Below are 25,202 nucleotides of genomic sequence, written 5' to 3'. Positions count from 1 at the left end.
CCCGCAATAAGCTTGCCCATGACGCAGGGTGAGATCGGGGGGCTCATGACGGGCAGGATTCGGCGCTGGTTCGGCGCTGGTAAAATCGCCGGATACGACGCGCTTCCCGTCGCGCCTGCCGCTGAAGTCGAAAAGCCAGTCTTCGTGCCGGATGGCGAAACCGTTTCGGCGGCCGTCGACGATATCGAGAGCGAGATCCTGTCAGCGATGGGCAAGCTGACCCGCGAGCTCGGCGAGGCCGGGCAGCTCTCGGCCGATTTCGAACGCGATTCCCGGGCGATCCTTGCAAGCGCCGGCGGCATGCGCCTGGCGGTGGTTTCGGCCAATGAGAACGCCTCGGCGCTCGCGGCTGCGAGCCAGCAGGTTTCGGATGCGGCGGAGGAGGTCGATCTCTCGCTCGCCAATGTGCGCAGCAAGCTCGACGCCGCCATGTCGCGGGCCAGCGAGGCCACGATCATGCTCGACGGGCTGGCGGTCGCGACCGGGGAGATTCGCGGCATCGTCGATTCGATCGCGGATATCGCGCGCCAGACCAATCTGCTGGCATTGAACGCGGCCATCGAGGCGGCGCGTGCCGGTGAGGCCGGGCGCGGCTTCGGCGTCGTCGCCCATGAGGTGAAGTCGCTCTCGGTCGAGGTCAGCCAGGCGGTCGAGCATATCCGCACGCGGGTCGACCGCCTGACGCAGGCCGCGCAGGGCTCGACCGAGATCGTCAACGACGCGCTCCAGATCGTCCGTGAGGTCAACCCGATCGTGGGGCTGATCGGCAACGCCTCGCAGCAGCAGGCGACGACGACCGCCGAGCTCTCCCGCAATGCGCGCGAGACCGCCTTGTTCGTCGATGGCGTGGCCAGGCAGGCCGACGAGATCGACCGCATCGCCCATGCGACGGTGGCGGATAGCGAGCGGGTGCGTCACGCCACCGAGCGCGGCGGCCGCCTCGTCGGCAACATGGTGCGCCGGTTCAAGCCGACCCTGCGGCACGCCGCCTTCGCCGATCGGCGCCGCCATGACCGGTTTCCGGCGGCGCGCCGCGCCTGGCTCTCGGTCGGCGATGTCGACATCGCCGGGGAGGTCATCGATCTCGGCCGGGGCGGGGCCTTGCTGGCCGATGCGCCGGAGGCGCGTCACTGGTCGGGCGCATCCGGCAGCGTCACGATCGAGGGGCTGCCGCCGCTGCCGTGCCGCATGACGGGGGTGAGCGACAACGGGCTCCACATCGCCTTCGCGCCCGAGGCCGCCGCCGGCAACGACGCGCTGGCGCAGACCATCGAGGAGATCGAGCGCTCCTACCGGCCTCTGATCGAGCGCGCCCAGGACTTTGCCCGGCAGGTTGGCGCGGCGATGGAAACCGCGCTGGATCGCGGCCTGTTGACCGAGGACGACCTGTTCCAGGCCAGCTATACCGCCGTGGCGGACAGCGAGCCGCGCCAGTATCTGAGCCCGAGCCTGACCGCGCTGGAAACCGTGCTGCCGCCGGTTCTCGCGCAAATCCTCGCCGACGATGCGCGCCTGTCCTTCGCCGTCGCCGGCGACCGCAACGGCTATGTGCCGGTCCACAATGCCGCCCATTCCTTGCCGCCGCGCCGGGGCGAGCCGGGCTGGAACGCGACCTATGCCCGCAACCGGCGCATCTATGACGACCGCGTCGGCATCAGTTTCGGCCGTTCGGTGCGCCCCTTCCTCGTGCAGCGCTCGCTGCAGGATCTCGGCCGCGGGCTGGAAGCGTTCAGCGAGATCGGCGCGCCCATCAGGGTGCGCGGCCGCCACTGGGGCGGGGTCAGGACGGCCTACCGGCTCTGACTACAGCCGGTCCCAGCTCACGGCGACGTTCATCTTCCGGAAGGCCTGCTGCCAGAGCGTGGCCGCCTGTTCGAGGCGCTGGGGCTCGTAGAGGCCCTGCACCTGATGCACGCTGAGCGCCCAGCTCGCGGCGCCCGAGCTCTGCCAGACCTTCGCCAGGAGCTGCCGCAGCTTTTCGGGATCGCGCGCGCCGGCGCCATTGCCGAAGACGGTGTATTGGCCCGAGTTCTGCAGCATGTCGGAGACCAGCACGAGCTTGCGGTCGCCGGTCTCGACCCGGTTCTCCCGCCGCGCCACGACATCGCCGATCGCCTCGACGATCGGAGACTGGTTGCCCTTTGCCGGCGTGGTCAGCACCTTCAGCGCGTCGTCGAGCGGACGGCCGAACTTCTCGACCCATTTGACGTATTCGCGGCGCGGGTTGCCGATCAGCTCGCTCGCGGTCTTGCCGGGATTGCAGAGCGAGATCAGCGCCGGAAAGCCGGGCTCGAAGACGTCATTGAAGACATAGATCGAGAGCATCCGGTCGGCCGGCAATTCATCGCCGATCTGCTTGACCAGCGTCTTGAGGCGTCCGGCCTGGACCTCGCTCCACGGGTCGGTCTTGTCGACGAGGATCAGCGTCTGCCCGACCGGGCCGGTCTTGGGGCAGAGTGTCTCCTGGTCGCGCGGCGGCCCGCGCAGCAGGGAGGGGGCGGCGAAGAAGCCGACGAGGGCGACGCCGGCGAGGAGGGAGGCGACGATCGCCCAGTTCTCAGTCTTCATGCGTCGGCCTCTAGCGCTGCATGGCGGCGAATTCCTCGGCCGCCTGCTTCTGCGCCGCCTCGTCGCGCTCGAAGGCTTCGCGCCCGGCCTGTGCCGCGCGCAGCTTGACCTGCTCGACCTCGCCGGCGAGGTCGATGCCGCGCAGGAGCACGAGCCGGTCCTTCAGCGTCGCCTCGATCAGGGCCGGCATCGATCCGAGCTGCCGCTCGAAATCCTCGATCTGTCGGCGCGCGGCGGTGTATTCCGGCAATTCGCCGGGCTGGTCGATCTCGGCAAGGTTGAGCGATTGCGAGAAATAGGCCGGCGGCAGGTCGGTCCGAACGCGCAGATTGGCCTCGCGATACTGCATCATCGCCGCGTCCTTGGCGGCGCGAAGCTGCCCGAGGCGGGAGATGTGGAGGTCGCGCGCCTTCTCGGCCCTGGCCTTGAAGGATTGCAGCTTGCCGAGCTCGTCGCGGCATTCCTCGCGGAAGCCGTCGACCTGCGTCCTGAGCGCCTCCATCTCCGGCAGCAACTCGACATCGAGCCGGCGCCTTTCTTCCTCGACCGCGCTCCAGCGCTGGCGCCAGCGCTTGTAGGCGGCGGCATGGCCGGGATAGCTGCCGAAGGCCGAATACCCCTTGGTCGCCGAGACGAAGGCGACGATGCAGCCGATGATGACGAGCGCGACCGATTTGAGGTCGTAGATCGCGAAGGGGTTCTCCAGCATGCGCGGCATCACCTGGAAGGAGCGCGCATCGGGATTGGCGATCAGCATCTCCCGATAATGGCCGACGGCGAGGTTGAACAGCACGATCAGCGCGATCATCCCGGCATAGGCCGGCAGCGCCCAGAACAGATGCGAGCTCTTCACATGCTGGCAGTAGCGCGCCGGCCCCACCCCCATGAAGAAGCCGAGCGCGATGTTGAGCGCCGAGATGATCACGGCCGTCGCCGCGCCGCCGATCAGGCCGAAATCGCTGGCCTCGGCGAAGAAATTGCCGTTGAGCAGGCTCTCGATCACCAGCGGCACGACCAGGAAGAACAGGATGAACTGCCATTTGTCGAGCTTGGGGTCGGCGCGGCGCTTGTTCTCGTAGTTGAAGAAGGCGTATTCGCGCTTGGCCCTGAGCGCGTCGTAGACGCGCTGCTCCAGCTCGCTGCCATGCTTGTTCAGCATCGCGCGCATCGCAGCCTCGATGCTGCGCACGCGGCCCTCGAAGCGCTGCTGGGTGAACAATTCGCGCCGGCTCGCGATCTCGGCCTGGAGCGCGTTGAGGCTCGCTGCCGCCTCCTGCCGGATCGTGTTGAAATGCTCGCGGGCCCGCGCGACCAGCGTCTGCTCGGTCTGCGACAGCATCGTCGCATGGGCCGGCGGCTGGTTTTCGACCGCGTCGCTGGCGCCGTGATGGCCGGCCTTCACGGATTCCGCGAGGTGATGCGCCGTGATCGGCGCGATGGCCTCGCGTCGACGGGGCTCGCCGCTGCCGTTCTCATTCGCCATGGGCGGACCGCATCAGGAAATGGCGGGCATCGACGACATCCACCCAGAAATCACGGAAGCCGGGATAGGCCGGCCGCAGATAGGCGCGCTCGAACCAGAGCGTCAGCACGACGAGCCCGGCTGCCCCCAGCGCCGGCAGGATCGCGCCGACGATGGCGGCGGGGCTCGTTTCCCAGAGCCGCCAGCCCAGCCCGAGCAGGGCAAAGGCGCTGGCGACGACGAGGAGCGCGAGCATGCAATGCCGGCCGGTGTCGTAGGCGAGCTGCAGCCCGGCGGTCATCAGCGTGATCGCGAAGGCGGCGGCAAGCTCGATCACGGCGAGCCCGACAACGAGGCCGGCGAGCGTGGCGCCGATTCCGGTCGGGGATGCCGGCGAGAGCACCGCATGGACGCTGCGGCCGGTCGCCCAGCCGAGATGGAGGCAGAAGAGCAGGATCGCGGCGATGAGGATGGCGACGAGTGGCGTCTCGCGCCGCAGCCGCGCCGCCATGATCGCCAGCCGGGCGGCATGCGTCTGGCATGCGGCTTCGTAAAGCGCGCTTCCGGCCGCCCGCAGCCGCCCCATCATTGCCCTGAATATCGAACGCAACCGACCCGCCATGGCCACGACGGTTACCGCATTCGCCCGGCCGGTCAAGGGAAGGGCAGGGGCGTGCCCTGCTCAGCCGCCGGTCACGCTCATATGGCGGCCGACCGCGGGGCGCGCATGGCGGCGGTCGATGACGAAATCATGGCCCTTGGGCTTGCGCGCGATCGCTTCGTCCATGGTGCGGAAGAGCAGGACATCGTCCTTCGACGCGCGCACGGCGGCGCGCAGATCGGCGGCGTCCTCCTGGCCCAGGCACATATAGAGCGTGCCGGTGCAGGTCAGGCGCACGCGGTTGCAGCTCTCGCAGAAATTATGGGTCAGCGGCGTGATGAAGCCGACGAGCCCGCCGGTCTCCTTGACGCGGACATAGCGCGCCGGCCCGCCGGTACGGTAGGGATCGTCGACGAGGGAGTACTTGTCCATCAGGCGCCCGCGCACCACCGAGAGCGGCAGGTACTGGTCGATGCGCCCGGCCTCGATCTCGCCCATCGGCATCACCTCGATCAGGGTGAGGTCCATGCCGAGGCCGTGCGACCAGAGCATCAGCTCTTCGATCTCGTCGTCATTGACGCCCTTGAGCGCGACCGCATTGATCTTGACCCGCATGCCGGCCTTGCGCGCCGCCTCGATGCCGGCGAGCACCACGCTGAGATCGCCGCGCCGGGTGATCTCGCGGAACTTGTCGGCGTCGAGCGTGTCGAGCGAGACGTTGATGCGCCGCACCCCGTAGCCGGCAAGCTCGTCGGCATATTTGTGCAGCAGCGAGCCATTGGTGGTCAGCGTCAATTCGTCGAGCGCGCCCGAGGTGAGATGGCGCGAGAGCGAGCGGAACAGGCTCATGATGTCGCGGCGCACCAGCGGCTCGCCGCCGGTGAGCCTGAGCTTGCGCGTGCCGCGGGCGACGAAGGCGGTGGCGATCCGGTCGAGCTCCTCGAGCGTCAGCAATTCCTTGCGGGGCAGGAACTGCATGTTCTCGGCCATGCAATAGACGCAGCGAAAATCGCAGCGATCCGTCACCGAGATGCGCAGATAGGAAATCGTGCGGCCGAACGGATCGACCAGGGGCGACCGCGTCAGCGGTTTCATGTCGTCGAGCAGCACGTCTGCCTCAACTCCGGATGCGGCGCCGCTCCGCGCTGGATGCGGACGCTTCTTCACATTGCTATAGCGAGACATTGGCATCGATGCGCTGAAGGTCAAGCGCATGGCTGCCGCGCATGGCGATGAGGAACTGCACGATCATGTCATCCTGGCCGACCGAGATCCGCCTCGCCAAGGACCGCCGCACCCTCCACGTCACCTTCGACGACGGCGCGAGCTTCGCGCTGCCGGCCGAGCTGCTGCGCGTCGAGAGCCCCTCCGCAGAGGTCCAGGGCCATCATCCCAGCCAGAAGACCATCGTTCCCGGCAAGGCCGAGGTCGAGATCCTGCGTGTCGAGCCTGTCGGGCACTATGCCGTCAGGCTCGGCTTCGACGACATGCACGACACCGGCATCTATGCCTGGGACTATCTGCGCGAGCTCGGCGAGCAGGCCGGGGAGAAGATGAAGGCGTATGAGGCCGCTCTGGCCGAGAAGGGGCTGTCGCGGGGGGGACGGCGCTAGGGGCGGCGAAGGCGGTGTGAGGAGAGACAGTTCTGGGTCGGGAGCGGATCTTTGATCGGTGAGAAATTAGGCGCGGGAGCCGAAGAATGGGGTTCGCTATTTCACTTAGGAGCGATCATCCGAGCGCGGACAGCGTTCGCGCGCTGTGGAATGATGTTCAGCGGTTCGAGGACCATCCCTCAATGGCCCTCCTTGGCTACCCGCCCCACGTCACTCTGGCCATCTACGATGATGAAACGGTGCGAGAGGTCGAGGTTCGAGACGCGCTCGATCAAGCCAGCAAAAACCTGCGCCCGGTCACGCTGACCTTTGATGCCATTTGCAGCTTTGATGGGCCGCCGATGGTTCTATGGGCGTCGCCCCGTTTCAGTGCAGTCTTGCGGGACATCCACGAGGCAATCCACGCAGCCATCCACCCCGCCTCATGTCGTCCGCATTACCGGCCTGGGACATGGAAACCTCATTGCACGCTAGGCACGCGGGTGAGGGATGATCGGCGTGACGCGGCGCTAGCCTTCGCCCGCGAAGCTAGCAGCGTGTTTGATGTGATTTTCGACGCTCTCGACTGCATCTACTTCCCACCTATCGCTCCTTTCGAGTTGCGGAAGCTGCTCTGAGCTAGCCGAACAGAACCCGCAGGAACGTCCGAGTTGGGTCGGGAGCGGACGCCTCGCCCCAGCGCCGCCAGCGTCCGCTTACGGGCAAGGCGACAAGGTCGGCTTTTGCCGCGAGGTGATCCAACTTGCCGCGAGGCTATCGATCCCGAACCATTGCCACCGCTACAATCCCTCCGGCATGGAACAGTCGAGGCTCAAGGCTGATAGATGAAGATCATGTGTCTAAACGGCTGGGGCGGGAAGCTCCATGTGCCGCTCATAGCTTATCTGGAGGCGTCATCTCCCGACATCCTCTGCCTGCAGGAGGTGGTGCACAGCCCCGAGACCACGAAAGAGTGGCTGACCTATCGAGACGGAAGCCACATTCTCCCGCAACGAGCGAACATGTTTCGCGATGTTGCGCGGGCTCTCCCGGACCACACGCCCATCTTCTGCCCGGCAGCGCAAGGGGTGCTCTGGGATGGGGAGACATCCATCCCGTCACAGTGGGGCCTAGCAACATTCGTGCGCCGCACGCTGCCGATCACAGGACAGGTGCAAGGCTTCGTCCACAAAGCCTTCTCCCCTTATGGCTATGGCGAGCACCCGAGGTCCCGAAGCGCCCATGTCGTCCGGGTTTTCGATTTCGAGAAGGCGCGGTTCATCTGCGTTGTCCACATGCATGGCTTACGCGACCTCGGAGGAAAGGGCGATACTCCCGAAAGGATCGCGCAAGCCAACCGGCTGGCGGAACTCGTTCAGCAGATCGCGGAACCCGGCGATCCTGTCGTCGTCTGTGGAGACTTCAACGTCGATCCTGGGAGCCAAACCTTCGAGATCCTCGGCCGCATCGGTTTGGCTGATCTCGTCACCGCACGGGGGTTCGGCAGCACCCGCACGTCTCACTATTCGAAAGCCGGAAAATTCGCTGATTATATGCTTGTCAACGGTCACGTGGAGGTGACGGACTTCACCGTGGTCGCCGAGCCCGAAGTCTCGGACCATTGTCCCCTGGTTCTGACAGTGTGACAGGCTTGGCCGAAGCCGTGGCGCCCGCACCCCACCAAGCGCTCGGAGAGGTCGCTTAGGATCGAGGATCGATCATTTGTCCCATGAGCGCAGAGCGTCCGGTCTGGGTGGGCTCAATGTCCGCACGAGGCACGTGACTGACGGCAAGATGCCTTTCCGAGATGTCTGCTTAGGGTCGGAAGCGGACGCAAGTATCTCAGCGCTTTTGCCAACCGAGAGCTATCCCGACACAATCTTTGCGGTCAACGTCCCGGCCAGAACCAAGACGCTTAGATGCGTCAGCGCGATGCCGATTCCTCGAAGCTCGGCGGTGTCGCGCCACATCCCGATCGCATGCGCGATCCTCCCGACGAGAAGCGCGCTGCCGATCGAGATAACGAGCCATAGGGGTGCAGCGGCCGCCTCGACGAGCCCAAGCCCGATCAGGCCGAGGGGGGCATATTCGACGAAGTTGCCGTGCGCGCGGATGAGGCGGCGTAGCAGGACGTCGTCGCCTTCGCCGACGAGCACCCCGATGCGGGCTCGCCGGACGGAGACCGGCACCGAGAGACCGACCAGCGCGAGCAGGAACAGCGCCGCGAAGACCGTCGTGACCGAGAGGAACGGCATCGTGGTCACTGCCGGCTGCCGATGATGGGGCCACCGTAGGGAGAGGGCGCCTCCCGGGCGGCGTTCTGGGTGAGGAAGGATCCTGCTAGCAGCGCGAGGCCCACCACCGCAGGCACGGCGCCCTTCGGCTTTCCGACGCCGATATGGGCGAGGCCGGACAGGATCAGGTGGAACAGGATGCCGGCATAGGCGAGATCGCTGAGCGGGACGTTGAACCGGGAAAGGATCGCGATCGGCGCGAGCACCTTCACGACGATCATGAACCGAACGAGATAGGCGGGGTATCCGAGACCCAGGATGGTCTCCCGGACCCAGGCGCCCTTGATCAGGTAGAGGGTGGCGGAAGAGAGGTAGAGCGCCGCGAGGAGCGCGGTGCTGACCCAGTAGATGAATTGTGCGGACATGCGTTCTCGATCGCCGCACGCGGCGGCGCGTTCTGATGGAGTGAGGAGGAGCGGTCGGAAGCGGCGGCCGCTTGTCGATGGGTCGAAAATGGATGGCTATATGAAATTCAGCAAGTAGGATGAATTACGAACGCCTAGTATGGAAAAGATAACCATGGGCCGAGACGTCTCCACGATGCAGGACGAGATGCGGCGCGCCTTCGCGATGCTGTCCGGGAAGTGGAAGCTGGAGATCATGTGGCTCCTTCATCAGCGGATGCATCGCTTCGGCGAGTTGCGGAAGGCCATCGCGGGGATCACGCAGCACATGCTGACGGCCCAGTTGCGCGAGCTGGAGGCGGACGGACTCGTCACGCGCACGGTCTTCGCCGAGGTGCCGCCACGGGTGGAGTACGCGATTACGGAAAAGGCGCTGGCGCTCGGCCCGACGATGGCCGCGCTGGCGGCCTGGTGGGAGGAATACGGTAAAACTGTTCCCGGAAAAACCGGGCCGGGCCGGAAGCGCAAAGACCGCTAAGAGCCGAAAGCGGGCCTTGCCGCAAACTTATCCTCGCCCTCACACACCGCGCCTATTCTCGGGCCACCTCATCCCCCGAGGGGCAGCCATCCGGAGGTGTGCCATTGGCCGGGATGAGGGCGGCGCCTGCGCAAATAAAAAAGGCCGGCGTCGCCGCCGGCCTTTTCACGTGATCGCGGATCGGCGGCTCAGCGCGCCACGACGACGCGGGTGCCGACCTTGGCACGCTCGTAGAGGTCGATGACGTCCTCGTTCAGCATGCGGATGCAGCCCGAGGAGACGGCCTGGCCGATCGTCTCCGGCTCGTTCGAGCCGTGGATGCGGTAGAGCGTCGAGCCGAGATAGAGGGCGCGGGCGCCGAGCGGGTTGTCCGGGCCGCCGGCCATGTGGCGCGGCAGGTCGGGGCGGCGCTTCAGCATGGAGGCCGGCGGCGTCCAGCCAGGCCATTCGGCCTTGCGTGTGATGGCGTGCGCGCCCGACCAGTCGAAGCCCGGGCGGCCGACGCCGACGCCGTAGCGCACGGCCTTGCCGTCGGGCAGCACGTAATAGAGGCGGCGCTCGTTGGTATCGACCACGATCGTGCCCGGCCGCTGCTTGGTCGGGTAGCTGACGATTTCACGCGGAATGGCGGTGGCCTGGGCCTTCGCCGGATCGACATAGGTGACCAGCGGCTGACGCGTCAGCGGGTCGATTTCGGCTCGGGCAGCGGTGCCCAGAGCGAGCAGGCCAAGGCCGGCAAGCACGGCCAGACGGGTGGAGCGGAGCATCGGATGAACCTCGGGCGGTCGGTGGCGCTGGGCACGAAGTTGACACGGAAAAGTCAACGTCTCCTCAATGTCCTGTCAGACTCATTTGGGCCGTGCAATTGCGCCGCCATCACATCGATGAGAGCGGACGAGCTTTGCTTTGCCGCGTTGCGCGTCTGCAACATCGCGCACCGGTGAAGGCCGCGACTCAGCTCCTCAACACGACGCAGGCGCCCCGATCGACCTGGATGCGCCGGCACAGTGCGGTCGCCGCGGCCCGCGTCGGCGCCGGCAGCCGCACCCGATAGAAGGCGCGCGTCCCGCGGCTGCGCAGGCGCGTGCCGATCACCATGGGCTGCAGATCGCCGATGATGCTGCGGTGGCGCGCTCCGGCCCGCTGGAAGGAAGCCAGCGCCCGCGATTTCGAGAAATTGCCGGCGAGCTGCACGCCCCAGGGCGCGAAGGGCGCTTCCGCGATCATCGGCAGGGCCGGACGTGCGCGGCGGATCGCGACCAACGTCGGAGCGCAGGCCGTCTGCGTGTCGCGCGTGGCTGGGAGCGGCGGCGGCGAGCGCCCGTCGCCATTGGCGGTGTTCTCCGCATCCTCAGCCCAGTCCTCGACGGAGGCGCCGGTGACGGCGACGACGTAGTTCTCCGTCTCGAAGGGCAGGAAGCGGCTCTGCTTGGCCTTGCGGGCCGCGAGCCAGCCCGCGATCCGGTTTGGCCCGCCATTATAGGCTGCGGCGGCGAGCCCCCAATTGCCGAAGCGGTCGCGCAGCTCCGCCAGGAAATGCGCCGCCTTCGGCACAGCCTGCTCGGGGTCGAAGGGATCGATGAGGCCGCGTTCGCGCGCCGTGCCCGGCATGAACTGCGCCACGCCCTGCGCGCCGGCCGGGCTGGTGACGCCGGGCCGGAAGCTCGATTCCTGGAAGATCAGCCGCGTCAGGAAGGCGCTCGGCACGGAATGCGTCCGCGCCGCGTCGTCGATCAGCCGGCAGAGCGCATCCTCGATACCGGAGGAGGGCAGGGCGACCTCTTCGGGCAAGGCGGCGCGGGCGCGAGTGCTGCCATCGCCGCGACGAGCAGGGCGGCGATGCAACCGGTCGGGCGGAGCAGGCGGCGGCGAGGATCCCGAGGCATGGCCGGCTTCTCTCGCATGTCCGGCGCGTCGCAGCCAGCCCGCGACATCGCTTGCGGATTGTCCGGGAGGGCCTGCCTGTGCGAAGAGGCGCGCAACGCGGCGGCCGGAATGGCGGTCGGATGACGGAGCAACAGCCCGAGATGGCGAAGGCCTGGATTGTCTGGTCGCGGTGGTTCCTGCTGGCGGCGCTCGCCTTCGCCGGGTTGCTGCTCGCCTTCGTCGCGGTGCTCGACCCGTTCGGCATGCGCGTTCATGCCGGGCAGGCGGCCCGGCCGATCATGGATATCAACCAGCGCTACATGTACCCGCAGCTCGTGCGCTCGGGGGCCTTCGACGCGGCGGTCGTCGGCACCTCGACCATGCGGCTGATCGACCCGCAGGCGCTGTCGCGCGATCTCGGCGCCCGTTTCGTCAATCTCGCCATGAACGCCGCCACGCCCTGGGAGCAGATGCAGGCCGCACGCCTCTTCCGCCAGCACACCGCCGCGCCGCGCTGGCTGATCTGGGGGCTCGACGCGAACTGGTGCGAGGCCGACGCGACCGATCCGTCGAAATGGCGCACGCCGAGGCCGGTGCCAGCCTGGTTCTCGCGCGAGGTGCGCTGGTTCGACTGGCTCAAGCTGATGAACCTGACCAATCTCGAGATTGCCGGCCGGCTGCTCGCCTATCGCTTCGGCCTGGCGACCGAGCGCCTGCGCGGCGACGGCTACGGGGTCTTCACCCCGCCGGAAGAAAGCTACGATCTCGCCCGCGCCCGCAGCCATATCTATCAGAACAACGGCGGCCGGCCCCTCGACCTGGCGCCCTTGCCGCGGATGCCGGTTCCGATCTCGGAGAGCATCGGCTGGCGCTTCCCGGCTCTCGACTGGCTGGAAGAGACGATCTCGGCCTACCCGAAATCGACCCGCCTGATGCTGGTCCTGCCGCCGTCGCATGTCGCGGCGTTCCCGCGCGAGAACAGCGCGGAGGGGCAGCGTTACGCCGCCTGCAAGACCGCCATTGCGGGGCTGGCCCGGCGTCACGGCGCGACCGTGGTGGACTATGCCCACATCTCCCCCGTGACGACGCAGGATATGAATTACTGGGACGCGCTCCATTTCCGTCTGCCGATCGCGCAGCGCGTCGAGGAGGAGCTCGCAGGTCTCGCGAAAGGCGGCCAGCCTCTGCCCGACGGTGCCGCCCGGGTCTCGCGATAGCGGTTCGGGGAAAACGCGGGTGGCTGAGACGCGCCCCTAAAGCTGCTCGATCGACGACAGCGAGAAGTCGTCGCCGGCCGGATTCTCGCCGACCACGAGCGTCGTGTCGGTGGCGTAGTGATGGGGTGGAACCGGAAGGTTGTACGGTGCGGGAACGCCCCGAAACACCCGGCCTGCCAGATCGTATTTCGAGCCGTGGCAAGGGCAGAAATAACCTCCCGGCCAGGAAGCTTCCATGGTGGGATCGCCCAGATCGGGCTTGGGGAGCGGTATGCAGCCCAGATGCGTGCAGATGGCGATCAGAACCATGAATTCGGGCTTGCTCGACCGGCACCAGTTCCTGGCATAGCCCGGCTGCTGGTTGACCGCGGAGTCGGGGTCGCCGAGCCGGGCGAGCAGGCCCGGATTCTTCAGCTCGGCGAGAGCCTGCTCGGTCCGACGCAGGACGAAAATCGGCTTTCCTTGCCAGAAGAACGAGATCTGCTGACCCGGCTGGATCTGCGAAAGGTCGATGGAAACCGGCACGCCCGCTGCCCTCACATCGGCGGAGGGTTCCAGCGAGGTGATGATGGGCCAGGATGCCGCGGTCGCGCCGACGACGCCGAAGGCGACCGTGGCCAGGAACAGAAACTCCCGCCGGGTGGACTGCTCCCCATGGAATCCGACTTCGGCTTGCTCGGGCATCGGCGCCTCCGATCGAACGGAGCGGCGTCGCGAGATTGCTGAAAACCCGGCGGCGCGATCCTTGATTCGAGGTGGTGCGGCACAGGCGGAAAACAAGGGAGCCGGGGGCGTTCCCGGTTCAATCCAGACTGCCGGCTCCGGAGACATCCAGCCTCTCGCCAAGCGCGATGACGCGCGCCCGCGCGGCGTCCTGCAGGGCAGTACGCAATCGAGGCGGGGACATCCGGGAAGAAATGGTGGGCGATACAGGGATCGAACCTGTGACCCCTCCCGTGTGAAGGGAGTGCTCTACCGCTGAGCTAATCGCCCGGACGGGCCTCTCCTAGTCGGCGCGCCCGGTGCCGTCAAGGACGGTTCTGCGCTCAGGACGCGATCGCCACCGGATCGAGGGCGCGCGCGACGGCGGCGGGAAGCTCGTCGAAATGCTGGATGATGAAATCCGGCTCCAGCGTCTCGATCGGCACGTCGGTATAGCCGAAGGGCACGCAGATCGACGGGATGCCGGCGGCGCGGGCGGTTGCGATGTCGGTGCGCGAATCGCCGATCATCACGGCGCGCTTCGGATCGCCCTTCGCCGCCTCGATCGTCAGGGTGAGATGGCGCGGATCGGGCTTGAAGAAGGGGAAGGTGTCGCGCCCGGCCACCGAGGCGAAGCGGTCGGTGATGCCGAAATGGTCGAGGATCAGCCGCGTGTGCAGGATCGGCTTGTTGGTGCAGACGGCGAGCGCATAGCCCTCGCCGGTCAAGGCGTCCATCGCGCCGAGCACGCCGTCGAAGAGATGGCTGCTGGAGGCGACGTCCTGCGCGTAGATCGTCAGGAAGTCCTGGAAGAGGCGCTCCAGCGTCTCCGCGTCGAGCGGGCGACCCGAGACCTTGAAGCCGCGCTCGATCAGCGCGCGGGCGCCGGCGCCGACCAGTTCGCGGGCCCGCTCGTAGGGCAGGGCCGGCAGGCCCTCCTGCGTGAGGATGACGTTGAGCGTGCGCATGATGTCGGGCGCCGTCTCGGCCAGGGTGCCGTCGAGATCGAAGACGACGATGGGGGCGAGGCTCATGGTCGCGTTTTCCCTCAGGCCGATTGATCCGGCCGCATGGCGATCGCTTAAAGGTTTTTCGCTCCGGCTTGGCAAGCGCGTCGGGCGCAACCCGGCCAGACGCCACCTCAAATCCGCCCGGCAAGATGCTATCCTGCGCTCGATTCGCCGCAGGTCGGCGCGGCAGGGAACCTTGTGATGTCGAAGATGGTCGAGAAGCTGCCGCTGCGCTGCGTGCGCGCCCTGCGCTGGTCCTTCCTGTCGCTTGTCGTCGCCGGCCCCGCTTTCGCCGGCAATTTCGAGTTCGCGCCGGCGCCGCAGAATGATCTCAACCGCGTCTACCGGATCGAGAGGGCGACCGGGGAGGTCGGCGCCTGCCAGTTCCAGCTCAAGGAAGGCGGTGTCGGCATCACCATCTGCTTCCCGGCCGGCGAAGGGGCGGGGCCGCAGACGCCGGGCGAATACGGGCTGATGCCCTCCCGGCACGAGAAGGAGGGCGGCATCTTCCGCGTCAACCTGCGCACCGGCGAGATGAGCATCTGCTACGTCTTCGACGACAAGACGGTGTGCACGCCCCAGGCGAAATAGCGCAGTGGCGGGCCGCAAGGCTGGACTTTAAAGGGCTGGACTCTCGCGCTCCGGCGCGGCAGGAGGGCGCCGTCATCCGTTGCGGATGGGTCTGACCTTCTCAAATCAACCACTCGCTCAAACCGACGCCCGGGCAGGACGATGAACGCCGACGAACTGAAGAAGCAGGCCGCCGCCCGCGCGCTCGACCTGGTGCGGCCCGGCATGCGGCTGGGGCTCGGAACGGGCTCGACCGCCAAGCATTTCGTCGACCTGCTCGGCCGGCGCGTGGCCGAGGGGCTCGACGTCATCTGCGTCGCGACCTCGGAGGCGACGCAGGCCCAGGCCCTCTCCCTGAACATCCCGATGTCGACCCTCGACGAGACGCCCGAACTCGACCTGACGGTCGACGGTGCCGACGAGGTCGATCCGCAACTGCGCCTGATCAAGGGTGGAGGTGCGGCGCTGCTGCGCGAGAAGATCGTCGCGGCGGCTTCAGTGCGGATGATCGTCATCGCCGATGACGGCAAGCTCGTGCCGCGGCTCGGCCGCTTTCCCCTGCCGATCGAGGTCGTGCCCTTCGGGCTGGAGGCGACGCGGCGGGCGGTCGCGACCGCGATCGCGGCGTCCGGCGCGGCCGGAGAACTGAAGCTGCGCCTGCGCCCGGATGGAAGCACGCTCCTGACCGATGGCGGCCATTTCATCCTCGACGCCCATCTCGGCGCCATCGATCAGCCGGAATTATTGGCTCAGGCTCTCAACACGGTTCCGGGCGTGGTCGAGCACGGCCTGTTCATCGGCCTCGCGACGGGGGCCATCCTGGCTGGCGCTGAGGGGCTGAAGCTGCTCGGCCGGATCGAGTGATTCCATTCCGGCGCGATCCACGCTAAGGAACGCGCGAACGAGATCGGGCCGCGGGTCCGGAGGCGCAGCCGGGCTCCGGTCGGCTCCTCAACGACGAAGGGGTTTTGAACGTATGATCCGCCACTCTCTCGCCAGCGCGCTTCTGGGCCTGGCGCTCATCTGCGCCGCTCCCGCCTTCGCCCAGGCGCCCTCATTGGCGCCGAGCCATCTGCAGGCGGCCCGCGAGGTCATGACCCTGACCGGCGTCACGCAGAACATCGACAATATCTACAAGGAGTTCGAGGCCAGCGCACAGCAGCTCGTCTCGACCCGGCCGGAAATGGCCAACGACATGAAAGCTGTCGTCGCCGAGCTGAAGCCGGAGGCCGACAGGCGCGCCGAGGAGATGACGAAGACCGCCGCCGCGATCTTCGCCAGCAAGATGACCGAGGCCGATCTCAAGGCGGTTTCGGCTTTCTTCACCTCGGATGTCGGCAAGCGCTACACTAGCCTGCGCTCCGAGGCGATGCAGGCGCTTTTCAAGGAGCTCGAGCCCTGGAGCGTCCAGACCAGCAACTACCTGTTCGACCGCTTCTCGCAGGAGATGCGCAAGCGCGGTCATACGCTCTGACGCGGCCGTGCGGTGCGGCTCCGCACTGCAAGGAATTCGGAAAGGCCGGTGGATTATCCGCCGGCCTTTTTTCTTCGATGGCGGAGGGTTTATGTCCCTGCATGACTGCGAAGCGCAGCGTGTTTGACCGCCCTTCCTCCCTGCGATGGAAAGCCTCGGCATGACCCGCCAGACCGTTCTCGTGACAGGCGGCTCCGGCTTTCTCGCCGGCCATTGCATCCTCGCTCTGCTGAAGGCCGGCTACGATGTCCGCACGACCCTGCGCTCGCCGGCGCGCGAGGCCGGCCTGCGGGCCACCCTGGCCGCTACGGGGGCCGAGCTCGACGGGCGGCTTCAGGTCGCGATTGCCGATCTGACGGCCGATGCGGGCTGGGACGCGGCCGTCGCGGGCTGCTCCCATGTGCTGCATGTCGCTTCGCCGCTTCTGACGGCGGCGCCCCCCGACGAGGACGAGCTGATCCGGCCGGCCCGCGAGGGCACCCTGCGCGTGCTGCGCGCCGCGCATCGCGCCGGTATCAAGCGCGTGGTCCTGACCTCGTCCTTCGCCGCGATCGGCTATGGGCGCCCGCTCGACCGCCCCTATGACGAGCGCGACTGGACCGATCCCGCCGCACCGGGGCTCGCCGCCTATCCGAAATCGAAGACGCTGGCCGAGAAGGCCGCCTGGGATTTCGTCGACGGCGAAGGGCAGGGGCTGGAACTCGCCGTCGTCAACCCGGTCGGCATCTTCGGCCCGCTGCTCGGGCCGGATCTCTCGGCCTCGATCGTGCTGATCCGGACCATGCTCGAGGGCAAGCTCCGCGCGGTGCCGCAGCTCATGTTCGGCGTGGTCGATGTGCGCGATGTCGCCGAGCTGCATCTGCGCGCGATGACCGACCCTGCCGCCGCCGGCGAGCGCTTCCTGGCCACGGCCGGCGACTTCATGACGATGCGGGCCATCGCGGAGGCGCTGAAGGCGGGGCTCGGCCAGCGCGCAGACCGCGTCTCGACCGTCGTGCTGCCGAACTGGCTGGTGCGCCTCGTCGCCCGCTTCAGCGCGACGGCGCGTCAGGCTGCGACGCCCGAGCTCGGACGGAAGAAGACCGCGACGAGTGCCAAGGCGATCGCCATGCTCGGCTGGCAGCCGCGACCGGCGGCGGAAGCGCTGGTCGCGACCGGGGAGAGCCTGTTCAGGCTCGGCCTGGTCAGTCCTCCGAGGCCTTGAACCGGTTCAGCCCCTTCATCGCGAAGGGTGCGATCAGGGCGAGCGCGGCGATGCCGAGCAGCGTCGCCGAGATCGGGTTCTCCAGCAGGATCATCGGGTCGCCGAGGCTGATCTGCAGGGCGCGTCGCAATTGCTGCTCCGCCATCGGCCCGAGGATGAGCCCGACCACCATCGGCGCAACCGGATAGTCGTAGCGGCGCATCAGATAGCCGATGAAGCCGAAGATGAAGAGCATGGCGAGCTCGACCGGCGAGCCGTTGACCGCGAGCGTGCCCATCGTCGCGAAGACGACGATGCCGGCATAGAGCCAGGGCTGCGGGATCGCCAGCAGCCTGACCCAGAGCCCGATCAGGGGCAGGTTCAGGATCACCAGCATGACGTTGGCGATGAACAGCGAGGCGATCAGGCCCCAGACCAGGTCCGGCTTTTCGGCGAAGAGCAGCGGGCCGGGATTGAGTCCATATTGCTGGAAGCCGGCGAGCATGATCGCGGCCGTCGCCGAGGTCGGCAGGCCGAGCGTCAAGAGCGGCACCAGCGTGCCGGCGGCGGAGGCGTTGTTGGCGGCTTCCGGCCCCGCGACGCCCTCGATCGCGCCCTTGCCGAACTCGTCGGGATATTTGCAGAGCCGCTTCTCGGTCGAATAGCTGAGGAAGGTCGGGACCTCCGCGCCGCCGGCGGGCAGGGCGCCGATCGGGAAGCCGAAGGCGGTGCCTCGCAACCACGGCGCCCAGGAGCGCTTCCAGTCCTGCTTGGTCATCCAGAGCGAGCCCTTGATCGGGATGATCTCCTCCGGAGCGTGGGAGCGCTTGGAGGCGACGTAGAAGGCCTCGCCCACCGCAAACAGGCCGACGGCGAGCGTGGTCACCTCGACGCCATTGAGCAGCTCCGGCACGCCGAAGGTCAGGCGGGCCTGCCCGGTCAGCTTGTCGATGCCGATGAGGCCGAGCGCGATGCCGATGAACAGGCTGGTCAGCCCGCGCAGCGGCGAGTCGCCGAAGGTCGCCGAGACCGTGACGAAGGCGACGATCATCAGCGCGAAATAGTCCCAGGGACCGAATTTCACCGCGACCTCGACCAGCCACGGCGCCAGGAAGGCGAGGCCGATCGTCGCGATCAGGCCGGCGACGAAGGAGCCGATGGCGGACGTCGCCAGCGCCGGGCCGCCGCGCCCCGCCTTGGCCATCTTCGAGCCTTCGAGCGCGGTGGCCAGCGAGGCGCTCTCGCCCGGCGCATTGAGCAGGATCGCGGTGGTCGAGCCGCCATACATGCCGCCGTAATAGATGCCGGCGAACATGATGAGCGAGCCGGCGGGGTCAAGCTTGAAGGTGACCGGCAGCAGGAGCGCGACCGTCAGGGCCGGGCCGATGCCGGGCAGCACGCCGACCGCGGTGCCGAGAAAGACGCCGATCAGGCAGAACAGCAGCTTCGAGGGTTCGAGCGCGACCGTGAAGCCGTGGAGAAGCGAAAGCAGCGTTTCCATCGTATCCGGCCCGCCTCAGAGGAAGAGTTGTTCGAGCGGTCCCGCCGGCAAAATCAGCGTCAGGACCTTGGCGAAGACGAGGAAGATCGCGAGGCCGAGCACGAAGCCGATCGCGGCATCGACGGCAAGCGCCCGCCGCCCCATGCCGCGCGCCGTGCAGGCGAAGACGACCGCGATGGCGATGACGAAGCCGCCGCCGAGCCCGATGCAGGCGATCAGGAAGATGAGCCCGCCCGCGATCCAGAGCAGGGCCGTACCGTCGGCAGCATCGGGCTTCGGCAGCCCTTCGCGGAAGGCGACGACGAAATGCGCCAGCCCGAGAATGGTCAATCCGGCAGCCACGACATAGGGCATGGCGGTGGGGCCGACGCCGTAATTCGACGTGATGGTCTGCTGCGAGGCGTCATAGCCGATCAGGGCGGCGACGATCAGCAGCAGCACGCCCACGATCAGGGCCGGCTTGTCGGCGCCTTGCGTGCGGGTCTCGTTCGTCATGGCGTTCCCCTGATGGAGGCTGGCGCCTTCGCGCATTGTGGGGCGAAGCGGCTCCGGTTCGCGCGGCGACAAGGCGACGGGAGAAGAGTTGGAGGCGCTTCTGGCGTTGAGAAAGGGGCCGGTTGCCCGGCCCCCCGAGATATCGACGGTGCCGGTCGGTTTACTTCACCAGCCCGACTTCGGTCATCACCTTGGAGACGCGCTCGATCTCGCCCTTCAGGAAGCTGTCGAAGGCGGCGCCGGCCAGGAAGGAATCGTCCCAGCCGCGGGCCTTGAGGATCTCCTGCCACTCCTTCGACTTGACCATCTTCTCGACCGTGTCGGTCAGAGCCTTGGTCTGCTCGGCCGAGAGGCCGGGAGGAGCGACGACGGAGCGCCAGTTCAGCAGCTCGAGCTCGATGCCCTGTTCCTTGAGGGTCGGGGCGTCCGGCGCGTTTTCGAGGCGCTTGCCCGACGAGACCGCGAGCACGCGCAGCTTGCCGGCTTTGATCTGGCCCTCGAACTCGCCATAGCCGGAGACGCCGGCGGTGACGCGCCCGCCGAGCATGGCCGCCAGGGCCTCGCCGCCGCCCGAGAACGGGATGTAGTTGATCTTCTTGGCGTCCGCTCCGACCGCCTGCGCGAACAGCGCGGCGAGGATGTGGTCGGTGCCGCCGGCCGAGCCGCCGGCCCAGGTCACCTTGGCCGGGTCGGCCTTCAGGCGCTCGGCCAGGTCCTTGGCGCTCTTGAGCGGCGACTCCGTCGGCACGACGATGACCTCAGCCTCGGCGGTGAGGCGGGCGATCGGCGTCACCTGCGTCAGATTGACCGGCGACTTGTTGAGGAGGATCGCGCCGACCATGACGAAGCCGTTGACCATCAGCTGATGGCCGTCGCCCTTCGCGCCGATGAGCTGGGAGAGGCCGATGGTGCCGCCGGCGCCGGTGACGTTGTTGACCTGCACGCTCTTGACGATGCCGGCCGCGGTCAGCGCCTGCTGCATCGAGCGCGCGGTGCCGTCCCAGCCGCCGCCGGGAGCTGCCGGAGCCATGATCTTGAGCTCGCTCACCTGGGCGAAGGCTGCCGTCGAGAGCGCCGCGAGGGCCACGGCCGCGAGGGCGCCGCGCTTGAGGACCGATGTCAGCATGGATTTCCTCCGCTGTGCGGCTTTGCCGCGAGTTTTTTAGGGTTGCCTTTGCCCTGTGGCACCATGCCGCGCTGGGCGTCAATTACGCCTGATTACATAATCGGATGATATGATTCCGGGTCGAACCGGCAGGTTTTCCGAAGTTCTACGTCTTTCGTTGCAGGCGCCGTGTCAGCGGAAGGCAAAGGCGGGGCTTGCAACCACGCCTCTGGCGAAGATCGGCCCGATCGCGTAATCGCAGCCCATGAGCCAGCCCCGCCTTCCAGTCGGCCAGGAAGCCGTCTCGACTTCCTCGCTTCTCTCCACCCGTCTCGTGGCGGCCGGCTCGGTGCTGATGGTGCTGATGCCGCTGGCGATGTGGCTCGCCAATCGCTCCGCGCCGCTGATGCTCGGCCTCGGCGCCATGACCTTCGTCGCCGCTGCTGTCGCGGCGGGCCGGGCGGGCGAAGTCGTCGCGCGCTTGCGGAGCCTGCTCGCGACCCCGCTGGGGCTGGCGCTGGCCGCCTTCCTCGCCTGGGCCCTTCTCTCGATCCTGTGGAGCCACAGGCCGGCGGCCTCCTTGCGGGCCTGGGCGGAGCTTGTGCTGCCGGCGGTCTTCGCGCTCGCGATTGCGGCTTCGGGCCGGTTCAGGCCGCAGCCCGCATGGCTGCGCGCGCTTGCCGTCGCGATCATCCTCGCCAGTCTGCTGGCCATGGTCGAGCTCGCCTCCGGGCTGTCGCAACGGGCCGAGCTCGGCATCGGAAAGCTGATGAGCTTCGTCTTCAATCGCCCCGCCATCACGGCGCTGGTGCTCGCCGTGCCCACGATCCATGGTCTCTGGCATATGCCGGCCGCGCGCCGCTCCGACCGGATCCTGGCAGTCCTGCTCGGACTGACCGTGGCCGCATTGGCGCTGCGCTCGGAGAGCGCTTCGGCGCGGCTCGGCGTCGCGGTCTGCCTCGTCTGCTGGGTCGCGTCGGCCTACTGGCCGCGCCTGATGCTAACGGCCGCCGCGATCGGGCTCGTCCTGACCATGGCGATGGCGCCAGTGCTCGGCCTTGCCGCCCATAACTGGCTACCCTCGGTGATCCTGAACCGTTTCGCTGTCATGACCGGGCAGGCTCGTATCGATATCTGGCAGAGTTTCGGCGAGGTGGTGCGGGCACGGCCGATCGCCGGCGCCGGCTTCGGCACCTCGGCCAGCATGGACCGGCACCCGGTGGCGGCCGAGGTGGCGCCGGAGCATAGGCTGCTCCTGGGCGTGGGGCACCCTCACGACATGCCGCTGCAGGCATGGGTCGAGACCGGAGCGATCGGGGCGGGCATTCTGCTTGCGGCAGGCCTGCTTCTGCTGGCGCGATTGCGCCGGCTGCCGGCGCGGGAGATGGCGCCACGCCTCGCGCTCTTCGCCGCTGCCTTTGCGATTTCGGTCGTCGGGCACGGTGCCTGGCAAGGCTGGTGGATCGCCGTTCTGGGAGCCGGGATCCTCTGGTTCGGTCCGGGCGCGGCCGCGCGACAAGGAGAAGACCATGGCTGAGTACGACGTCGATCTCTTCGTCATCGGGGCCGGCTCCGGCGGCACGCGTGCGGCGCGCATCGCGGCGGGCCATGGCGCCCGCGTGATGATCGCGGAGGAGGACCGGATCGGCGGCACCTGCGTCATCCGCGGCTGCGTGCCGAAGAAGCTCTTCGTCTATGCCAGCCGCTTCACCGAGGATTTTGAGGACGCGGCCGGCTTCGGCTGGACGCTTCCCGCAAAGCCGTCCTTCGACTGGCCGACGCTGCGCGATGCCGTGGCCAACGAGGTCACGCGTCTGTCCGGGCTCTATCGCAAGGGGCTCGAGGGCGCGAAGGCCGAAATCCGCGAGGAGCGGGCCGTCATCGAGGGACCGCATGAGGTCCGCCTGCAGAAGAGCGGGCAGCTCGTCCGCGCCCGCCACATCCTCGTCGCGACCGGTGGCTGGCCCTCCTTCGACCCGCCGATCCCCGGCGGTGAGCTCGGCATCTCCTCCAACGAGGTCTTCCACCTGCCGGTGCTGCCGAAGCGCATGCTCGTCGTCGGCGGCGGCTATATCGCGCTCGAATTCGCCAGCCTCTTCGCCCGGCTCGGCGTCGCGGTGACGCTCCTGCACCGGGGCGACAACATCCTGCGCGGCTTCGACGAGGACATCCGCACCCGCCTGCGCGACGCGCTGAAGGAGGCCGGCATCACCTTCCGGCTCGGTTGCACCGTCGAGCGCATCGAGGAACTGCCGGACGGCAGCCGCCGCGCCCATTGCGCGACGGGCGCGCCGATCGAGGCCGATGTCGTTCTGGTCGCGACCGGGCGCCGTCCCAACACGAAGGGGCTCGGGCTGGAGAAGGTCGGAGCCGAGCTCGGACCGCTCGGCGAGGTCGTCGTCGATGCCGCCTCGACCAGCAGCGTGCCGTCGATCCACGCGGTCGGCGACGTCACCAACCGGGTGAACCTGACCCCGGTCGCGATCCGCGAGGGCCATGCCTTTGCCGACACGGTTTTCGGCAACAAGCCCTGGACGGTCGATCACGGGATCATCGCCTCGGCCGTCTTCACCACGCCTGAGGTTGGCACGGTCGGTCTCAGCGAGGAGCAGGCTCTCGCCGCCGGCTACGAATTGCGCGTCTTCGAATCCAATTTCCGCCCGATGAAGGCGACGATCTCCGGCCGGCACGAGCGCATCTACATGAAGCTCGTCGTCGACGCGAAGACCGACAAGATGCTGGGCGTCCACATCCTCGGCCACGATGCCGGCGAGATCATCCAGGCAACCGCCATCGCAGTCACGATGGGCGCGACCAAGGCGGATTTCGACCGCACCGTCGCGCTGCATCCCAGCGCCGCCGAGGAACTGGTGACGATGCGCACGCCGCGGGCGGGGTAGGGTTATCGATCGTCTCGCGGAACCACGTCGTCATCCCGGGCCTGTCCCGGGATCCATCGAAAGGCGCAGCGCTCGACGATGGATCCCGGATCTCCGCTTCGCTCCGTCCGGGATGACGCGCGTTTCTGGGACAGCACTGTCAGTCGAGTTTCCGCGGCTACGGTTGAATCAGCCTGTGAAGCGCCTGAATCAGCATGGCAACCGGCGTTGCTATCCCGTTGCGGGGAATCGGCTTTTCGATCGCGTGTGACGATGGGCCGGGCAGCCCGCTGCAGGGGCTGCCGCCAGACGATGGCCATTCCGCGAGCTTGGGTGTATAGCCGCCCCTTCGCGCTACCAAGAGGTTAACGATGCGCGATCCCAAAGTCAGGAGCACGTAGTCCCATGTCCGAGCGGTGGACGCCAGAGAGCTGGAGGGCCAAGCCCGCCCAGCAGATTCCGGATTATCCGGACCAGGCAGCCTTGAAGGCGGTCGAGCAGCAGCTCGCCGGCTTTCCGCCGCTCGTTTTTGCAGGCGAGGCGCGCAAGCTCAAACGGGCGTTGGGCAAGGTCGCGGCCGGCGAGGCCTTCCTTCTTCAGGGCGGTGACTGCGCCGAGAGCTTCGCCGAGCACTCGGCCGACAACATCCGCGACTTCTTCCGGCTGTTCCTGCAGATGGCGGTGGTGCTGACCTTTGCCGGCGGCTCGCCGGTGGTGAAGGTCGGGCGCATCGCCGGGCAGTTCGCCAAGCCGCGCTCGGCGCCGAACGAGAAGATCGGCGATGTCGAGCTTCCCAGCTACAAGGGCGACATCGTCAATGACATTGCCTTCACGGAAGAGGCGCGCATCCCCGATCCGCGCCGCCAGCTCGAGGCCTACAGGCAGTCGGCCGCGACGCTGAACCTGATCCGCGCCTTCGCGACGGGCGGCTACGCCAATCTCGACAACGCGCATCGCTGGATGCTCGGCTTCGTCAAGGACAGCCCGTCCTCGCATCGCTACCAGGAGGTGGCCGAGCGCATCACCGAGGCGCTCGACTTCATGCGCGCCATCGGCATCGACCCGGAGACCCATCCGGAGATGCGCACGACCGACTTCTACACCAGCCACGAGGCGCTGCTGCTCGGCTACGAGCAGGCGATGACCCGTACCGACTCGACGACCGGCGAGTGGTACGACACCTCCGGCCACATGGTCTGGATCGGCGACCGCACGCGCCAGCTCGACCACGCCCATGTCGAGTTCTTCCGCGGCATCAAGAACCCGATCGGGCTGAAATGCGGCCCCTCGACCACGGTCGACGGCCTGCTCAAGCTGATCGAAGTGCTCGATCCGCAGAACCAGCCGGGCCGGCTGACGCTGATCGGCCGCTTCGGCGCCGACAAGGTCTTCGACAACCTGCCCGCGCTGGTGCGCGCCACCAAGCGGGAAGGGCGCAATGTCGTCTGGTCCTGCGACCCGATGCACGGCAACACGGTCAAGGCGGCGAGCGGCTACAAGACGCGGCCCTTCGACCTGATCATGACCGAGGTGAAGAACTTCTTCGCCGTCCATCAGGCCGAGGGCAGCCATGCCGGCGGCCTGCATCTGGAGATGACCGGCAAGAACGTCACCGAATGCACCGGTGGTGCGCGCGGCATGACCGACGCCGATCTCAACGACCGCTACCACACGGTCTGCGATCCCCGCCTCAATGCCGAGCAGGCGCTGGAATTGGCCTTCCTCGTCGCCGAGCTGGTCAAGCGCGAGCGGGCCGGGCGGGCGCGTCCCGAGGTCGAGGCGGCCGAATAGGCCGCTTCTC

26 protein-coding genes and 1 tRNA gene are annotated in these 25,202 nt (G+C 67.6%); 13 read left to right on the top strand and 14 right to left on the bottom strand.

Features of this window, described 5'->3' with window-relative positions:
- Window positions 1-45: 45 nt before the first annotated feature.
- The gene (locus GGC47_RS01015) at window positions 46-1,803 is read left to right on the top strand and encodes a methyl-accepting chemotaxis protein (RefSeq protein ID WP_162720153.1); all 1,758 of its coding nucleotides are present in this window, start codon (window positions 46-48) and stop codon (window positions 1,801-1,803) included.
- Here GGC47_RS01015 and GGC47_RS01010 read toward each other — a convergent pair whose 3' ends face one another.
- From GGC47_RS01010 to moaA, 4 genes are all read right to left on the bottom strand, one after another.
- Window positions 1,804-2,568 (bottom strand): hypothetical protein, encoded by a 765-nt coding sequence (locus tag GGC47_RS01010; protein ID WP_142020401.1) that lies wholly within the window; start codon window positions 2,566-2,568, stop codon window positions 1,804-1,806. It lies immediately after the preceding gene.
- Between the two features lie 10 nt (window positions 2,569-2,578).
- Window positions 2,579-4,051 carry a hypothetical protein gene (locus tag GGC47_RS01005; protein WP_142020402.1) on the bottom strand — a complete coding sequence of 491 codons (1,473 nt, stop codon included), beginning with the start codon at window positions 4,049-4,051 and terminating at the stop codon, window positions 2,579-2,581.
- Window positions 4,041-4,619, bottom strand: a complete 579-nt coding sequence (locus GGC47_RS01000) for a hypothetical protein (RefSeq protein WP_142020403.1) — start codon at window positions 4,617-4,619, stop codon at window positions 4,041-4,043. Before GGC47_RS01000 ends, GGC47_RS01005 begins: the two co-directional genes overlap by 11 nt.
- Before the next feature lie 93 nt (window positions 4,620-4,712).
- Window positions 4,713-5,726: a GTP 3',8-cyclase MoaA gene (moaA, locus tag GGC47_RS00995; protein WP_142020562.1), complete on the bottom strand. Its 1,014-nt coding sequence runs from the start codon at window positions 5,724-5,726 to the stop codon at window positions 4,713-4,715.
- A 152-nt stretch (window positions 5,727-5,878) separates the two neighbouring features.
- Here moaA and GGC47_RS00990 point away from each other — a divergent pair, with 152 nt between their 5' ends.
- The 3 genes from GGC47_RS00990 to GGC47_RS00980 all read left to right on the top strand — a co-directional run bounded on the left by GGC47_RS00990 (window position 5,879) and on the right by GGC47_RS00980 (window position 7,869).
- On the top strand, window positions 5,879-6,244 hold the full coding sequence (locus tag GGC47_RS00990; protein WP_142020563.1) for a gamma-butyrobetaine hydroxylase family protein: 366 nt from the start codon (window positions 5,879-5,881) through the stop codon (window positions 6,242-6,244).
- Window positions 6,245-6,330: 86 nt separating this feature from the next.
- Window positions 6,331-6,861, top strand: a complete 531-nt coding sequence (locus tag GGC47_RS00985) for a 2'-5' RNA ligase family protein (RefSeq protein WP_142020404.1) — start codon at window positions 6,331-6,333, stop codon at window positions 6,859-6,861.
- Between the two features lie 207 nt (window positions 6,862-7,068).
- Complete coding sequence (locus GGC47_RS00980) at window positions 7,069-7,869, top strand: endonuclease/exonuclease/phosphatase family protein (RefSeq protein WP_142020405.1); 801 nt, start codon at window positions 7,069-7,071, stop codon at window positions 7,867-7,869.
- A gap of 219 nt (window positions 7,870-8,088) precedes the next feature.
- Here the strand turns inward: GGC47_RS00980 and GGC47_RS00975 are convergent, their stop codons facing one another.
- Window positions 8,089-8,478: an MAPEG family protein gene (locus GGC47_RS00975; RefSeq protein WP_142020564.1), complete on the bottom strand. Its 390-nt coding sequence runs from the start codon at window positions 8,476-8,478 to the stop codon at window positions 8,089-8,091.
- Between the two features lie 5 nt (window positions 8,479-8,483).
- Complete coding sequence (locus tag GGC47_RS00970) at window positions 8,484-8,882, bottom strand: DoxX family protein (protein ID WP_142020406.1); 399 nt, start codon at window positions 8,880-8,882, stop codon at window positions 8,484-8,486.
- Between the two features lie 139 nt (window positions 8,883-9,021).
- On the opposite strand from GGC47_RS00970, the gene GGC47_RS00965 reads away from it, so the two are divergent.
- Window positions 9,022-9,399, top strand: coding sequence for a winged helix-turn-helix transcriptional regulator (locus tag GGC47_RS00965; protein ID WP_142020407.1), 378 nt, complete (start codon window positions 9,022-9,024; stop codon window positions 9,397-9,399).
- Window positions 9,400-9,587: 188 nt separating this feature from the next.
- Here GGC47_RS00965 and GGC47_RS00960 read toward each other — a convergent pair whose 3' ends face one another.
- Together GGC47_RS00960 and GGC47_RS00955 are read right to left on the bottom strand one after the other, a co-directional pair.
- Entirely contained in the window at window positions 9,588-10,166 is a 579-nt protein-coding gene (locus GGC47_RS00960) for a L,D-transpeptidase (RefSeq protein ID WP_038361766.1), read from the bottom strand.
- A gap of 187 nt (window positions 10,167-10,353) precedes the next feature.
- Complete coding sequence (locus GGC47_RS00955; RefSeq protein WP_429066528.1) at window positions 10,354-11,190, bottom strand: lytic transglycosylase domain-containing protein; 837 nt, start codon at window positions 11,188-11,190, stop codon at window positions 10,354-10,356.
- Between the two features lie 215 nt (window positions 11,191-11,405).
- Between GGC47_RS00955 and GGC47_RS00950 the strand changes: the two genes are divergently transcribed.
- A complete protein-coding gene (locus tag GGC47_RS00950; protein ID WP_429066525.1) occupies window positions 11,406-12,482 on the top strand; it encodes a hypothetical protein in 1,077 nt (358 codons plus the stop codon).
- Between the two features lie 36 nt (window positions 12,483-12,518).
- Here the strand turns inward: GGC47_RS00950 and petA are convergent, their stop codons facing one another.
- The 3 genes from petA to gph form a co-directional block, all read right to left on the bottom strand.
- Window positions 12,519-13,166: a ubiquinol-cytochrome c reductase iron-sulfur subunit gene (petA, locus tag GGC47_RS00945; RefSeq protein ID WP_142020409.1), complete on the bottom strand. Its 648-nt coding sequence runs from the start codon at window positions 13,164-13,166 to the stop codon at window positions 12,519-12,521.
- A 234-nt stretch (window positions 13,167-13,400) separates the two neighbouring features.
- Window positions 13,401-13,475 (bottom strand) — tRNA-Val (locus GGC47_RS00940).
- Between the two features lie 53 nt (window positions 13,476-13,528).
- Complete coding sequence (gene gph, locus GGC47_RS00935) at window positions 13,529-14,218, bottom strand: phosphoglycolate phosphatase (RefSeq protein ID WP_142020410.1); 690 nt, start codon at window positions 14,216-14,218, stop codon at window positions 13,529-13,531.
- 186 nt (window positions 14,219-14,404) lie between these two features.
- Here gph and GGC47_RS00930 point away from each other — a divergent pair, with 186 nt between their 5' ends.
- From GGC47_RS00930 to GGC47_RS00915, 4 genes are all read left to right on the top strand, one after another.
- Complete coding sequence (locus tag GGC47_RS00930; RefSeq protein ID WP_113253320.1) at window positions 14,405-14,785, top strand: hypothetical protein; 381 nt, start codon at window positions 14,405-14,407, stop codon at window positions 14,783-14,785.
- A 141-nt stretch (window positions 14,786-14,926) separates the two neighbouring features.
- Complete coding sequence (rpiA, locus tag GGC47_RS00925) at window positions 14,927-15,628, top strand: ribose-5-phosphate isomerase RpiA (protein ID WP_142020411.1); 702 nt, start codon at window positions 14,927-14,929, stop codon at window positions 15,626-15,628.
- Window positions 15,629-15,740: 112 nt separating this feature from the next.
- A complete protein-coding gene (locus GGC47_RS00920; protein ID WP_142020412.1) occupies window positions 15,741-16,238 on the top strand; it encodes a DUF2059 domain-containing protein in 498 nt (165 codons plus the stop codon).
- A 160-nt stretch (window positions 16,239-16,398) separates the two neighbouring features.
- Window positions 16,399-17,442, top strand: coding sequence for an SDR family oxidoreductase (locus GGC47_RS00915; RefSeq protein WP_429066519.1), 1,044 nt, complete (start codon window positions 16,399-16,401; stop codon window positions 17,440-17,442).
- Here the strand turns inward: GGC47_RS00915 and GGC47_RS00910 are convergent.
- The 3 genes from GGC47_RS00910 to GGC47_RS00900 all read right to left on the bottom strand — a co-directional run bounded on the left by GGC47_RS00910 (window position 17,423) and on the right by GGC47_RS00900 (window position 20,543).
- Complete coding sequence (locus GGC47_RS00910) at window positions 17,423-18,922, bottom strand: tripartite tricarboxylate transporter permease (protein WP_112764076.1); 1,500 nt, start codon at window positions 18,920-18,922, stop codon at window positions 17,423-17,425. The two genes, GGC47_RS00915 and GGC47_RS00910, sit on opposite strands and share 20 nt — an antisense overlap.
- A 15-nt stretch (window positions 18,923-18,937) precedes the next feature.
- Window positions 18,938-19,417 (bottom strand): tripartite tricarboxylate transporter TctB family protein, encoded by a 480-nt coding sequence (locus GGC47_RS00905; protein WP_038362557.1) that lies wholly within the window; start codon window positions 19,415-19,417, stop codon window positions 18,938-18,940.
- Between the two features lie 160 nt (window positions 19,418-19,577).
- On the bottom strand, window positions 19,578-20,543 hold the full coding sequence (locus GGC47_RS00900) for a Bug family tripartite tricarboxylate transporter substrate binding protein (RefSeq protein WP_038361787.1): 966 nt from the start codon (window positions 20,541-20,543) through the stop codon (window positions 19,578-19,580).
- A 244-nt stretch (window positions 20,544-20,787) separates the two neighbouring features.
- On the opposite strand from GGC47_RS00900, the gene GGC47_RS00895 reads away from it, so the two are divergent.
- From GGC47_RS00895 to GGC47_RS00885, 3 genes are all read left to right on the top strand, one after another.
- Window positions 20,788-22,059 carry an O-antigen ligase family protein gene (locus GGC47_RS00895; RefSeq protein ID WP_429066514.1) on the top strand — a complete coding sequence of 424 codons (1,272 nt, stop codon included), beginning with the start codon at window positions 20,788-20,790 and terminating at the stop codon, window positions 22,057-22,059.
- On the top strand, window positions 22,052-23,422 hold the full coding sequence (gene gor, locus GGC47_RS00890) for a glutathione-disulfide reductase (RefSeq protein ID WP_429066512.1): 1,371 nt from the start codon (window positions 22,052-22,054) through the stop codon (window positions 23,420-23,422). Before GGC47_RS00895 ends, gor begins: the two co-directional genes overlap by 8 nt.
- A 384-nt stretch (window positions 23,423-23,806) precedes the next feature.
- Complete coding sequence (locus GGC47_RS00885; protein WP_038361792.1) at window positions 23,807-25,192, top strand: class II 3-deoxy-7-phosphoheptulonate synthase; 1,386 nt, start codon at window positions 23,807-23,809, stop codon at window positions 25,190-25,192.
- The last annotated feature ends 10 nt before the right edge of the window (window positions 25,193-25,202 follow it).

The organism is Allobosea sp. OAE752 (assembly GCF_050433265.1).
GTDB lineage: Bacteria > Pseudomonadota > Alphaproteobacteria > Rhizobiales > Beijerinckiaceae > Allobosea > Allobosea spartocytisi.
This window is presented reverse-complemented; position numbering and strand designations above follow the sequence as displayed.